Raw genomic sequence first — 14,207 nt, 5'->3', positions numbered from 1 at the left:
GCCCCCAATGACTTGCCAGTGCTCTCATAGCAGTGCCCTAAACTCTCGCCGGGATTCTCGACAGTGACTGCCAGAAGGCGATTCTCAGGAGTGCTCGGATTCGCCGAGGTCGCCTCAACTTCGCGGAATTCCGCCCGCGGCTAAGTCGCCGAGGTTGCCTCAACCGGCCGCAGATGGCGGATCCGCCAACTCGCAGCGGTGTCCAAGCTCGGCCAGGACCTCTGCGCGTTCGGCGGACGGCGAACTGAGCGGTGTTGGTCCACCCGCTGAGCCTCGGACCGAGCGGCTTGCCTACTTTGGCCTGAGGCACAATACCTTAGAGCGTGTGATCAGAACTGATTTTGGTCGATGTGGGACGGTAGCGACGATGGCGGATTGTCACGTGAGATTCTCAAAATGGCCAGTCGAACGCATACTCAGTCCACAGGTCTCTCGAGAACTACTGACGCTGTACAAGTGCCGTGTGCCGGCGTACCCCGCTCACGTCGAACGAATGATGGATCTTCTGCCCCCGATCGCTGTCAAACGAACGGATGTGCTGGCCGTTTAGCACGAAGGCATACTCTCCGTCAGGCAACCCACTGACTTCGAATGAGCCTTGGTGAGCAACGCCCGAACGGTTCTCAAGCTGGAACTTGAGATAGGTCAAGTCGTCGTTAAACAGCACCTCTTCCGACTTCTGTAGGCCGTCGGTGTGCAGCGTCAGGTGGACACGTTCCGATCCCACGAGCAGATGCAGGCGGCGGCGTACGCCGTCTTGGGGCACAACGGTGTTCCAGCCGTCGCGCGAGCCGTAGGAACCCCCGATCGCAATCCTGCCGAAGAGGGGGTCGTCCATCACGACGGTGGCAGCCGCGCGGATGCCGCCTGCTAGGCCGTGGTCGATCTCTCCGTCGTAGGGCCAGATCCCCCGGGCCGAGGTCCCGGTAGCCCAGGTCTCGCCGTTCTTTAGCGTCTGAAAGCACCAGCCCGCCGCCCCGTCGTTCTCTTCGCCCGGATACCAGTAGCCGTATCCTGATTCGGCGGTTCCTGAGTTCACAAGGGCCCAAGAGCTCAACAAGGACGCGTACCCCAGCCGCACATACGGCGCGGGGTCGTCGCTGTAATGCAGGCCGTAGTCCAAGACGGCCCAGCCGGCCATCTGCGACATGTAGTCGAGCGTGTTCGCTCCGACCCGCGCTGAGCCCAGGTAGTAGTACGTGGCTTCCAGCGACCCACGCATAGCGATGTTGGCGTCGATCTGCCTCTTCATGAACAGTTCGGCGTGTGCGGGCCGAACGTCCGGGTGCGAGTACCAGCGGTTGCGGTTCCGATCGAACCAAAGGTTTCGGTCGGGCTGCATCGGGTTTTGGATCGCGTAGCGCGCGATCGCGTGCGTCGATTCGAAGGCGGTCCGGTCAAACACGAACTCCGAGCCGAACGGGAGCGGTTCGTCGTACAGGAAGTACTTAACTTTCTTCTCCCACTCACCCCGCAACCACCCGGCTTCTTGATCCATGCCCTCCTGCCGCAGCGCACGGATGAGATCGATGAGGTACCGCTCATGGAAGTTGCCGAGCTTGTAAGCCCAGTCGCTGTACCCTTTGTGCGACCACAGCGGCCGCCCGACCAAGTGGATCGCGTAGGGAACCCGGAAGTACGCTTGAGCCGTGCCGTACGCCCTCTCAAGGTACCCCTGGGCGTCGAGGTAGGTCACCAGGTTGGGGTACTGGTCGGCGATCCGGTACATGTCGTAGTAGAGCATGATGAAGGTCGTGTAGTCGAACGACCTCCACAAGCGTTCTGCTCCCAACCCGGTTCCCTGGGGGACGCCGAACATCTTCTCGTACGACCGGATACGGTCGGGCAGCGTCGTTCCCCACGCGGTCGTGCGGTTTAGGTACCAGTTCTCGCTGCCGTAGATCCCATAGGGATGGGGATGCTCTTGATTGGTGCGCTGGAGCTTCCCCCAGACGAAGTGCTCCAGGTAATACTCGAGCGCGGCGATCTCGTCGGCGTCGGGCAGAACAACGTTCTTCTCAGCGACCAACACCGCCTTCGAGTTGGAGGGGTCGTCCGACCCGCCCACCATGTAGTCCTGCAGGCCGCCGGTGTCCTCAGGACCGCGCAAGGCCTTCTCTCGCATGTCCCAGAGGCTGAACAAGCCGTTGTACCACTTGCCGTTTCGATGCTGTTGCTTCTGCGTGATGAAGCGGGCGCGCTTTCGGTAGAGCGTCTCTAACGACTCCGTGCTGAAGAACTCCAGTTTCAGTGAGCGGCCTCCGTCGTAATCCACCCGGACGGCGTTCTCGCCCAGCCGCGAGAAGCCCAGTTCGTAGACATGGACGTCCGGCTGGGCCTCCCCGAGGTAGACGATGCTCGTCGCCTCGGGGTGCTCCGGCTGAAGGGTGAGAGTTCGGCTCCGGGTGCGCAGCGCAACGCGAGCCGTCAGGTCAGTCGGCAGCGTCATGCCTGGAACGACGTACACGTCAAGGAGGCCGTCGTCGTAGAGGATGTCTCGGACGTCACGTAGGTTGTTGGCCCAAGCGAAGGTGAAGCCGTAGCGAGCGGCGTCGTTCGGCTCTCCCTTCGGCGCCAGGGTGACGCCGGTGTGGGGCTGGCGCCACGTGCCCTGTGGCGCGTCGGGACCGCTACGGGCCGAGTGGACGAAGGCGGTGTGACCGGCGTCGAAGTACTCCAAACGCGTGGCTCCGCTCGGCGTCATCACCAAGATGGGCCCAAAGCCGATCGCTTTCGTCCAGTAAACGAATGAGCCGTGACCGGCGACGAGGCGATGACGGTTTAGCCGGCTCTCGTACGTCTTGCGGACGGCGTCCTCGTCCTGCAGGTCACCGCCGACGTAGTCCGTGTTCATCCGGAGCGGGAGGCCGAGGTCCCCGACCTCGAGCGTTTGCTCGCCAAGGTTGCGTAGCTCCAGAATCCAGGCCAGACGCGAGGCGCTTAGGGCGAACGTCTTGACCAGTTCGAGGTCACCGGGCAGCCGATAACGCACCTCAACGCCGTCCGAATCGGACTCAACAATGGAATGGGCGCCAGGATCTCGCAGTCGCGCGGTCCGCCACGGTTCGCCGGGGCGGCGATAACTGAGCGTGACGTCCCCGAGAAGGTGACCCGGCTTGATGAATTCGGCGCTGTGCGGGTCGTGATCGCACTTCAGGCTGGTGACGCTGCCGCGTTCCTGGTCGAATACCAACGCGAACCCGGCTCCACGGAGCTCTGACTCTGCAGCATGAGACGGGCTCACGCATAGCAGGATATGCAGCGCGACGGTTACGGTGGCACGACCGTTACTTCTGCATCGCCGATTAGGCAATCTGACAGCACGCGCGAGCCGGCGAAGCGAGTGGCCAATCCGCGGGCACAGAGCCTGCCGAGCGAGCGATAGTTTTTGCGGTGCGGTGCGCTGCATGGTCGCCTCGCCGACCTCGGCGCCGGTTGCTGATCAGGATTGAGCGACGCGGTGCCCTTCTTACTGGGTGAAGAATCGCAAGACCGTGGTGCTCTCGTAGAGCTCACCGGGCCGGAGGATGGTGCTCGGGAAGTGCGGCTGATTCGGGCTGTCGGGAAAATGCTGCGTCTCAAGGCAGAACCCTCCGCGGTGCACGTACCTCCTGCCGGACTTACCGACGAGCCGCCCGTCCAAAAAGTTACCGCTGTAGAACTGGATCCCCGGCTCGGTCGTCCGGATCTCCATCGCCCGGCCTGACTCGGGTTCGTAGACGCGAGCTGCCAGGACGAGTGACGCCGTGTCTCCCTCTCGGTTCAGCACCCAGTTGTGGTCGTACCCTCCTCCGAATTGGAGCTGCTCGTTCTCGGCGCCGATGTCTTCTCCGATGGACTTGCTAGGCCGGAAGTCGAACGGTGTGCCAGTTACGGGTGCGATAGTTCCCTGCGGGATAAGGCCTTCGTCAACGGGCGTGTAGCCGTCAGCGTTGAGCATCAGCTCATGGCCGAGGATCGAGCCGGTCCCCTCGCCACGCAGATTGAAGTACGTGTGCTGCGTAACGTTGACCGGCGTCGCCTTGTCGGTTGTCGCGCGGTAGGAGACGACCAACTCGTCCTTGTCGGTGAGCCGATAGACCACTTCCAGATCGAGATTGCCCGGGTATCCCTCTTCGAGATCCTTGGCGCGGTACGTCAGCCGCAGCGCGTTAGACTCCGGCAGCGGCTCCGCAGCCCACACGACCTTGTCGAAGCCGATCACGCCTCCGTGGAGATGGTTCTCGCCGTTGTTTCGGGCGAGCTCGTAGGTTTCTCCGTCTAGGATGAATCGCCCGCCCGCGATTCGGTTGCCGTAGCGACCCACCACGGCGCCGAAGTACGGTTTGTCCACCGCGTTGATGTAGTCTTCGACACGGGTGTACCCGAGTGCGATGTCCGCCAGCTCGCCATCGCGGTCCGGCGTACGGATCGAAGTGATGATCGCCCCGTAGTTCGTAATGCGGACCTCGATGCCCGAGGCGTTCCGCAGCGTGAACAGTCGGATGCTGTCGAAGTCTTCCTCGACGATCTGCGCGTGGCAGCTGGTTGCGGCTGACACGGACATGCCGCACAGAAGCAGGGATCTCATTGACATGGGGCGTCTCTATGGGGATGCATCGCGTGAGTTGTCAGAGGCTTGTGCTGCCGCCGGCGGTTCTCGTGTCGAACCGCCGATCCGCCATTCCAACACGCCGGCGGAAGCTTCGGGCGCGAGCTGCACCTCGATCCTCAGCGCGGTGGTGACAACTGGGGCGAAACTGGTCACGTTGAATCGATTGACGTCGGTCCCGTAGGGACCGTCTGTCTGCACCGGCTTCCAGTCTTGGCCATCCCGATAGAGCAGCCTCCACGAAGCCGGCACACGGCAATCGGCTTCGTTGATCGCCTTGTCGAAGGGGCCGGTGGGGGCGTGGTCGTACCGAGACGAGTCGTCGCACCAGTAGACGCTCACGCTACGGAGGTCGCGTGGCTGATCGAAGTCGGCTTGGAGCCACTCGGTCGTGCCGGTCCTTGGCAGGAAGGTCAGGCGCGGGATCGCTTGGTCGCTGGACGCGCAGGGGAGCAGACCATCGGCCATCGCCGAGAGCCGGTCATCCGCAGAGCAGTAGGAGGCCGCGGGGGTGTAGGACAAGTCGGTGCTGGCAACGCCTCTCCAACGCCTGAGGCCGCGGTCGTCGCCCGCTTCCGGAAACACACTGATCCGCAGCGGCGCGGCGCCCATCGGCAGCAACGTGAGCGGTTCCGTGGGCGCCTCCGAGTAGGCGGGGCTTTGCTGCAACCGGCCGCACATGCCGGTGAGATCGACGGTCCACTCAGGGATGCGTTTCCCCTCGCAACGGATTGCTACGGGTGATGAGTCCGGAGCGAACGGGTAGTTGGACCGCGGCCATTCGCGGTGCTCGACGCGGAAGTTGTCCTCAACCGGTAGCTCTTCCAGCACCAAACCGTAGTTCCAAGGCGTCGTTGGATGAAGCTCGAACGCCGGCCACGCCTCGAGGTCAACGTCGGGACGCCACTGCGTATCGACCGCGGCGGTGTCGGTCGGATCGACGACTACCTTCGTGCTGCCGATTCGCAGTGCGTAGGTAATTGGGCCGCGGCTGACGCTGATGCTGTTGTGATTGTCTCGCCAGCGATGGACTCGCACGTCCATCGGCATCCGCAGCGTGACGGTGTCGCCGTGCTTCCACCTATGCTCAATCCGGACATAGCCACCCTGCGCAATGTTCTCCGCCACGACGACGTCGTTGAGGGTGACCTCGGTCCGCTTGGACCATGCGGGAATCCTCAGGTAGAGAGGGAACTTCGCGGGTGAGTCGGGCGTGATGTCGAACACGACCTGCTCTTCGAAGGGGTAGCGGGTCGTTTCAACAACGCGGACGGCGACACCGTCTCCGACAACTGCCTCGACGACGCTCGGTCCGTAGCATGCCGCCAAGAGTCCGTGGTCGTTCGTGGCCAACCAAAGATACTCTATGAACCGCGGCCAACCCTGCGTGTGATTGTGTTGGCAGCACCGGTGGCTCAGCGGATTGAAGTTGAACATCGGCCCAACGTTCTCAATCCCGGGCGAATAGTCGCGACTATCGCTAACGACAAGATTGGGGCTCGTCAGATAACGGAGCGACCGGTAATCGGGCGCGAGCGTCGCAGGGAAGGTGTTGAAGGCGACATCCTCGACGTGGTCAGCCCAGAGGGGATCTCCGGTAATGACCAGCAGCTGCTGATCGGACCGGATCTGCTCGACGACCGCACAGGTCTCGATGGCCTGCCGCGGATCACGATAGCCCACGCGAGCATTTTCATCGGCGGCGAACATCCCGCCCGGAAATCGGCCGTAGCTCTTCCGAACCAACCGGAAGTTGTCGTACGCGGCGCGCAGGTCACTTGAGTCTCCGGACTGCAGGTAGTACGTCGCGGGCTCCCCGAAGGCCTGCGCGATGTTGACGCCGTGCCAGCTAGGAAGGTCACCGTTGAGACGCCAGTTGGCCGTGTTCCGATGCACCTTCTCGGCGAGGCCTAGCAACCACTCTTCTTCCGTGTGATTGAACAGCCAGTAAACGACTTCAAGCAGATCGCCGCCCCGATAGTATTGCCAGAAGTGCGTGAGCATCTTCTCATCGGGAATCGTTGCCACGTAGCGGCAGTACCCGAGCATCAATTCTATGACGCGGGGATCTGCCGTGCACTCGTAGTAGGACTGGAGGCAAGACAGCATCAGGATGTTGGCCCAGAGGTCGGGCGAATCGTCGTCGCCGAAGATCCGCCGGGGCCCGAAGTCTCCATTGGGTCGCTTGCTCGCGAGGACCGCTTCTATCCACCCGACGGTTTCGGCGTTCAAGTCTCCATCATCGAGAAGCTGCGCGAGCAGGATCGATCCGCGCAGCCAGTAGGGCACCTCCTCCCAGCCCCACTTCCCCCTGCCCTGTGGATCGACCCACGCGTTGCCGTCCTCTTGCAGCCAGGCGCTGACTTCCTGAAGTCGGCCCGCCAGCCCCGCTCGCTGGCGGCGAAGCGTCTCCAACAGCCAGCCCCGTGGTTTGACACTGCCGATCGGCAGCTTCACAAAGGCGGCGGGCTGCAGCGGCGGCCTATTCGACAGGTAGTGCGAATTGCGGACGTCCGTCGGTGGACGCGTTAACGCCGAGATGCTGGTCTCGCCACTCGCGAGCGGGCCGACGACGACCACAAGACTCACGGTGATGATGACCGTCGGCCACCAACTGCGCGGGACGAAGATCGCCGGAGCTGCGCTGAGAGGTCGAGCGACCGATTGCTTGATCAGAGGGTCCCCCATCGCCGTACGCCCTACCGACTACGAACCAGCGACAGATCGAGCAGCCGTGCCAAGCAGAGGCCGTCCGTTCCTGGCTGACACGCAAGCGGCGGCTTGTCTTGTAATCGCAGCACAGGATCGACCAGCACGACATGGTCGACCTTCGGATCGCCATCGGAGTCGGTCGCCACGAGGGTAAGGAACCGATTGCTCGGGCTCAGCTGCACGACGATCGACGCCTCGCCGTCGTCCGCGTTGAAGTCTAGCCGGCTGTACTTCAGCTTTCCGTCTACGAATACACGCAGATCCGCTACTGACTGTTCGAGCACCCCTTCCTCGTCGGAGACGGCTCCGAGGTTATGCAGTAGGGCACAGAACTCGACGACGTCGGCTCGCTGGGCGTCGCTGATCGAGCCGAGGTCGAACGTGATTCCGACGTTGGCGTGAAGCCCTAGCACGCCATCTTTGGCGTCTAGCAATCGCCGATGGACCGCTTCGAGGGTTCCGCTACCCCACAGGTCACGACGGTTCGCCGTCCGGAACTCATTGTCACGATCAATCTCGGAGCTGCGCCGCGCCCAGATGGGACCCCATGATGTCCCGTTGTTCGGCGGCAGGTGAACCATGTGGCCATCGGAGTCGATCTGCATCTCTCTCGCGTTCGCGCGAGGTATAAAGACGCCATCCACCATCGGATTCCAGGGAGTCGCCGTGAACTGGGTGTCTCCCCGCAACGCCCGCTGGCGATCCGGTCCTACCCAGGGAGGAGAGCCCCAGTATCCGGTGCGTGGGTCGATCGATCCAGCGATCCTCGCACGAAAGTAGTCGTTCCCACCGACCAGATCGAGCAGGCTCACAGTCCCCTCGGCGCCTCGGGGATCGGCTGGTTGCAAGAGATCGCGGCGGTACGGGTAATCAGGTTGCCCGCGGAGCACAGTAGGAGACCCATTCGAGTCGATCCGCATCGACATACCTTCCCGTACCCGACGCATTGGCCCGCCATCGCCGCTGTCCTTCAAGCTGTGAACGTGGATCTCACCCTCAAACACGGTTACATCAGTTCCGCTGGGTCCGACCCCGACTCCAAACTCGGTCCCGATATCAACGACCGTCGCGGTAGGAGTTACCAGCACGAAGTTAGCGCCATCCGCCCGGCCCGTGACGCAGCCCCTCATCAGCCTCGCTGACGTGCCGCCGGTGAATTGGACCGACGCCGGTGAGCAAAGCACAAGATTCGCCCCCCCGCTGAACTCCACCTGGGCAATACCCGACTCGATGCCCAGAATGTCGCCGGGGCGGAACCGCATCAAGAAGTCCGAAGGAACTTTCCCACCACTCCACCGAACGTCCGGCGTCGCCGCGGTAAGTCGCGCGACGACTGAATCTGAATCCGATAGCGCGAGATCTTCCTCGCTCTTCGTGAGGTCTCCCGCGTAGGCGTCGCCCGCGGCGACGAAGCCACCGGTAGCCGACAGCCTGTAGTACCATCCGCCGATCGCCAATATGAGGACGGCAGCAGCTGTGGTGGCGATTGCTACTCGATTCTTTCGTTGTCTAGCGGCTCGCAGATCGACAGGCGAATAGCGTGCGTCACTTGGCATCGAATTCGCAGCTACGACCGACCACTCACTTCCGTCGGACCCGGCGCTAGAAGCCTCATCCGGGGGCCCGATACCGACAGCCGAACGGATGACTTGCCACTCATCTGCCGCACCGCGAGAGTGTGCCCACCTACGCATGCCTTCGCGGAGGTACGCCGCGTCGACGTACTCTTGTTGGACCGCTTCGTCGCCGGCCAAAGCCTCGTTCAATGCAACGACGTCCGCCTCGGACAACTCGTCGTCGACGAACCGCATCAACAAAGCTTTGATCGTGCTGCGTTCAGCCATCAGCCCAGACCCTCGGCTCGGAGTTTTGCCTTGACGCAGCTGAGCAACCTCGCACGCACTCGTTCGAGCGCTTTGTACATGCCGTTGGCAGACAGGCCTATTCTCTCAGCGATATCGGCCACGGGAATGCCGTTTCCGTATCGCATCCGAATCAGCATCTTTTCCTTATCTCCGAGGGCGTCAATGCACGCTCGCAGGGCCTCCAGGCGGTAGTTCAGCCGGTCCAAAGAGTTGATCTGCAGCTCAGCTATCTCCTCAACGACCTCCGTGCTGAAAGTCACCTTTGCACTGCGACGCTTTCGGTAGTACAGAAGCACTTCGAACTTGGCGATCGTGCAGAACCAGCGGACGAACGCTTCGTCTGGCGGTTGATCCGTGCAGCGGAAGTCGTGCATCTTGCGGAACGCCGCCATGCATGCGGTCTGAAAAACGTCATCTACGTCACTCGCGGGCAGCATCAGCGACGCGATGAAGGCACGCACACGGGTTTCGTGGGTCACCACCAAGCTGACAAAGGTCTCCGGATCAAGATGTTCTTCCGGTCGATGGCGTCCTTCAGGCGGTTCTCCCTTAGGCACGTCTAGATCCTGCTTGAACGAAGTTCGCGGAGGCAACCCGGTCCTACTAGCGACAGCGTGATGAGCCGATTTCTGCACAGAAATCCCTCCAGTTCGTAGACGAGAAGCAGCAGGCGCGGCCTGACGACCGCGGAGCCCTCGGTCAATAGTCGCATGCAGAGCACGCGCAGGCCAGGGCTGAGCGACCCACCGGCCCGAAAGGACAACGCCGGCGACGACTCGCCCCGGTCGTGTTGCGGCAACAAGCGTGGGACGAAGTTAGCGGATTTTTGTGCAAAGGATCGCGGGCGGTGCAGTTGTAGTCATAGGGCGGCCGGCTCGCGTTCAGACGCAGCTCTTGTCAGACACGCAGGCACAGCCTTGTCGCTCGACTGGGCAGCTGTAAGTGGTTCGGTAGCAATGGCTTGCCGTGATTCCGAGCAACGCGAGTATCAGCAAGGCCGCAATGGACCAGCGGCCAGACGATCATCTGCGTGTCATGAGGCAGCCCCCACGACTCCTCGTCTCCACTTCCTCGTTCCTCTATTTCACCTGTGCTTCTCACACCAAGAAGGAGAGTCTCATGAAGCTGCGAACCTTGCTGAGCTGCGCCGCTGCGATCGGCGTTATGGCTTCCGCTTCGATGGCCCTAGCCGATGCCCGATGGACGGGCGCGGGAGCTACTGATCGTTTCGACGACCCAGCCAACTGGGATACTGGCATCGTGCCGAGCAGCCCCACCGACAGGGACAACGCGGTGACAGACGGCAACGTCGCGCTGAATCTGCTCGATGGCACCAACATTCTTATCGAAGACGGAATGAACGTCGAAGCCTTCGCCGTGCAGATCGGGCACCCGAAGGAAGGTGCCTTCGGCTCGCAGGCGGCTAGCAACACGCTGACGATGACCGGCGGCTCGCTGACCACTCAGGGCAACTTCCTGTTCAACGTAGGCCGTGGAACGAACGTGCTGCCCGGCCAGCTGGTGCAGTTCAACATGTCGGGCGGGGTCGTGAACGCCGCTGGCATCACCGTTCCCGAAGCGTTCGGCCCCGGTGTGGGCAGCGTCGGAATCAACGCCGAGATGCACGTCAGCGGCGACAGCATCGTCAACACCGACTTGCTTCGCCTCGGCGCCCAGGATGCCAACTCCGTGGTCACGATCAGTGACAACGCTCAGGTCAACCTGACCGACGACAACAACGGCTTCGCGCCGGGCGTCTTGTGGATCGAGGCGTTCGAAGCCGTACCGGTAGGGACGTCGCTACTGGATATCCGTGACAACGGCGTCCTGACCGTTCACGGCGAGTGGTGGACCGACGAGAACGGCGATGGCATCCGTGGCGCCGCCACGAAAGCGGAAGCCGACTATATCCGCGACAACTACGTCAACTCGGGTTGGATCGTCGGCGACGGCGGCGCCAGTCCGATTGGGGTCAGCTTCTCGAACGGTGTCATCACGCTTCGAGCGGTGCCCGAGCCGGCTACGGCCGCTCTCTTGCTGGTTTCGTGCCCGCTGCTGCTCGCGCGTCGGCGGGCTTAGCTCGTGACGTTGGGGTGGGAGAGTAGCTGCACGCAATGATAGGCGAGGGTCTCCGGTCAGCGGCCGGAGACCCTCGACCTTGCGTCTTGCGGTGCACAGCTAGGGGAAGTGCGCCGAAGGCGAGACTTCACTTCCTCGACGCACAGCCACCCGCCCCGAATGCGAGCTGCGGCTGGAGGGTGCAGCAGTTCTTGATGGCCACGGCAGGTTCACCAAGTGAGTACGACAGACGCCATCAAAGATCGCGGCGGGTTCACTCTCGTCCTCGGGGCCTTGGCTGGGATCACGTTCGGGCTGGGCGCCGCACCCGAACCGGGGAGCTGCCTGCTGATTGGTCTCGCCGCATCATTCGCGCGGGCATTTGGTTACCGCCCGCCGCGGAGCCCAAGTAACTGCAAGACCATACCAACCACAAAGCCACTCACTTCGTAGGCAGGGAGAATACTCGTGCGTACCACCTACACTACGGCCGCCATGGCAGCCTTGCTTGTCGCGTCATTGGACGCCGATGCCCAGGTGAATTCCTGGATCGACGGGGGAGCCTCCAACCTGTGGTCGGACGCCGGCAACTGGTCGATCGGCGTCGTGCCGCTCGGTTCGAGTCAAAATCCACTCGTTGGCTGGGACGATCCCAACGGGATTTTCTATCCGCTCACCCCCGACCCATCCGACGACGGCCCGGTCGGCAACAACAACGTCTTTCTCGACACGCCCAACGCGACAACTCTCATCGATTCGTCGGTAACGGCGAACGCCTACGGTGTCCGAATCGGTGGCGACCGTGGCGCCCCCTCGACTCTCGAGATCACGGGCGGAACCCTGCGTATCGGGGTCGATCCGGACGCGCCCGACGATGCGAACGCGGTCGGCTGGCACCTCGACATCGGTCGGGGCTTTAACGACAGCGGAGACCCCGATTCGACACAGCGTGTCGATATGTCGGGCGGGACCGTGATCACCAACGGCCTCTTGATCCCGGAGCAGTTTGTCGATGACTCGCTGCCGGACCCAACGGACTCGGCTCCCTTGAACGGCGAGCTGGTCATGAGCGGCGGCGTGATCAACGCCCGTTGGATGAACCTCGGCCAGCTCAAGGGGAACGGCACGGCGTTGCTCTCGGGCGACGCCGAGATCAACCTCGCGTCGAACGTTGCGGGCGACCCGGCCAACGGGGGTCACCTGAGTTTCAACCGCAATTGGTTCCTTGACGGACTCCCCGTCCCCTCATCGGGGGACGTCCACATGGACCTGAGCAACAACGCGGTCATCTCGATCTTCGGTCACGTCAGCGAGTTCATCGTCTCACCCAACCAGGTAGAGGTGGATCGCTACGAAGGGTATGTGGACACGCACGAGCTCACCGCGTGGGGCGGCACGGCGGCGCCGGTGATCACGCTCGACACGACGACGGGCCCCGCGCCGTTCATCACGATCGAAGCGCCGACGGTGCCGGGGGACTACAACAACGATGGCGCTGTTGACGTCGCCGACTACACGGTGTGGCGTGACAACCTGGGCGGCTCGATCACACTCAACGGCGAAGACGCCGACGCCACGACGCCAGGCGTCGTCGACCAGGAAGACTACGACTTCTGGGCCGCCAACTTCGGCCTCACTGCCGCCGACGTCTCCCCACTGCCGCCGCTCGCGGGGACCGCCGTACCCGAGCCCGGCGCAGTCTTGCTTGCTCTGCCAGGACTAGCGCTGGGACGAGGCCGGCGAAAGCGATCCCAGTAACACGCGTTGAACACCTGAGTAAGTCGTTCTCTAGGAGGTCTTCATGGTTATGTCATACGCTAGGACTCGGGATGGATTCACGCTAGTCGAGCTTCTCGTGGTCATCGCGATCATCGGGATCCTCGTGGCGTTGCTCCTGCCCGCTGTGCAGGCGGCGCGTGAGGCCGCGCGACGCACCCAGTGCACTAACCAGCTGAAGCAGTTGGCGCTCGGATGCCTGAACCACGAATCGACGCATCAGTTTCTTCCCTCATCGGGTTGGGGGTTCCGATGGACGGGCGATCCCAACCTTGGGGTTGGAGAGCATCAACCAGGAGGGTGGACGTTCTCGTTGCTTCCCTACTTGGAAGAGGGCGCCGTTGCCGCGATCGGAGAAGGACTATCGGATGCTGAGAAGAATGCGGCGTTGCTTCAGCAAAAGCTTACACCGATCGGGATCTTCACGTGTCCTAGCCGCGATGGCGGAGGGCTGGGTCCGGGCACAGAGGGCTCAATCAACTCCGATCCAGTTCCAGGTGGTATCGTTGCGAAGACCGACTATGCGGGAAACGGCGGGTGCGGAATCCCCTTTATGACCACCGTTGACAAGGCCCCACGGCCTGCCGGCCCTGGAAACAGATTCTGCGCCGAAAAATACCCGGCCTCGCTAGGGACGTCGTTGTGCGCGGGAATGGTAGATCGAGAGACCGCAAGTAAGTTTGACGGCGTCTTCGTGCCACGTTGGCCCATCGAGCTGCGGAAGATCGTGGATGGTACAAGCAAGACGATGCTTATTGCGGAGCGATGGCTGCACGTGAGTCTCCAGGGGACTGACGGTGCACCAGTCCCGTCAAACAACAACTCGATGTACCAAGGCTACGACTGGGACACGATTCGTTGGGCATCGAGCTTCGTTCGACCTGGCTTCGAGCAGTTCGGGATGTTCGCGATGCCGAAACCCGACACGGAGGACCAGCACCCCGATTTAGGAAACGGGCAGATGTGGAGCTTCGGCTCATCGCATCCCGGCGTCTTCGTTGCGTCTTTCTGCGACGGATCAGTACGGACGTTGACATATGACGTGGATCGTGGCGAGATGGAGCGACTAGCCGCGCGAAACGACGAGGGCGGACCGTGCATCGGCGCCGCACAGCAGGCTGGCGGCGGTCTATAACCGAGCTTATCTATAGCAAGCAACCACACGGCGCATGCACGCGAACGCGTTAAGACCGCATCTTGGACGG

At 62.4% G+C, this 14,207-nt stretch carries 8 protein-coding genes; 3 read left to right on the top strand and 5 right to left on the bottom strand.

From position 1 onward, the window contains the following. Positions 1-439 precede the first annotated feature (439 nt). The 5 genes from Pla108_RS20325 to Pla108_RS20305 all read right to left on the bottom strand — a co-directional run bounded on the left by Pla108_RS20325 (position 440) and on the right by Pla108_RS20305 (position 9,725). Positions 440-3,193 (bottom strand): DUF5695 domain-containing protein, encoded by a 2,754-nt coding sequence (locus tag Pla108_RS20325; RefSeq protein WP_146446821.1) that lies wholly within the window; start codon positions 3,191-3,193, stop codon positions 440-442. Positions 3,194-3,469: 276 nt separating this feature from the next. Then, positions 3,470-4,570 carry an aldose epimerase family protein gene (locus Pla108_RS20320; RefSeq protein WP_231934569.1) on the bottom strand — a complete coding sequence of 367 codons (1,101 nt, stop codon included), beginning with the start codon at positions 4,568-4,570 and terminating at the stop codon, positions 3,470-3,472. Positions 4,571-4,585: 15 nt separating this feature from the next. After that, positions 4,586-7,279, bottom strand: coding sequence for a beta-L-arabinofuranosidase domain-containing protein (locus Pla108_RS20315; protein WP_146446819.1), 2,694 nt, complete (start codon positions 7,277-7,279; stop codon positions 4,586-4,588). 11 nt (positions 7,280-7,290) lie between these two features. Further along, entirely contained in the window at positions 7,291-9,147 is a 1,857-nt protein-coding gene (locus tag Pla108_RS20310) for a FecR domain-containing protein (protein ID WP_146446818.1), read from the bottom strand. Then, positions 9,147-9,725, bottom strand: coding sequence for a sigma-70 family RNA polymerase sigma factor (locus tag Pla108_RS20305; RefSeq protein WP_197525015.1), 579 nt, complete (start codon positions 9,723-9,725; stop codon positions 9,147-9,149). The genes Pla108_RS20310 and Pla108_RS20305 overlap by 1 nt, the downstream gene beginning before the upstream one ends. A 409-nt stretch (positions 9,726-10,134) precedes the next feature. Between Pla108_RS20305 and Pla108_RS20300 the strand changes: the two genes are divergently transcribed. From Pla108_RS20300 to Pla108_RS20290, 3 genes are all read left to right on the top strand, one after another. Then, positions 10,135-11,247: a hypothetical protein gene (locus Pla108_RS20300; protein WP_146446816.1), complete on the top strand. Its 1,113-nt coding sequence runs from the start codon at positions 10,135-10,137 to the stop codon at positions 11,245-11,247. A gap of 447 nt (positions 11,248-11,694) precedes the next feature. Beyond that, complete coding sequence (locus Pla108_RS20295) at positions 11,695-12,984, top strand: hypothetical protein (RefSeq protein WP_197526756.1); 1,290 nt, start codon at positions 11,695-11,697, stop codon at positions 12,982-12,984. Between the two features lie 97 nt (positions 12,985-13,081). Then, positions 13,082-14,137 (top strand): DUF1559 domain-containing protein, encoded by a 1,056-nt coding sequence (locus tag Pla108_RS20290; protein WP_197526755.1) that lies wholly within the window; start codon positions 13,082-13,084, stop codon positions 14,135-14,137. Positions 14,138-14,207 lie beyond the last annotated feature (70 nt).

This window comes from Botrimarina colliarenosi, assembly GCF_007859955.1.
Classification (GTDB): domain Bacteria; phylum Planctomycetota; class Planctomycetia; order Pirellulales; family Lacipirellulaceae; genus Botrimarina; species Botrimarina colliarenosi.
Note: the sequence above shows the minus strand (reverse complement) of the source record. Positions and strands in the feature narration are given on the sequence as shown.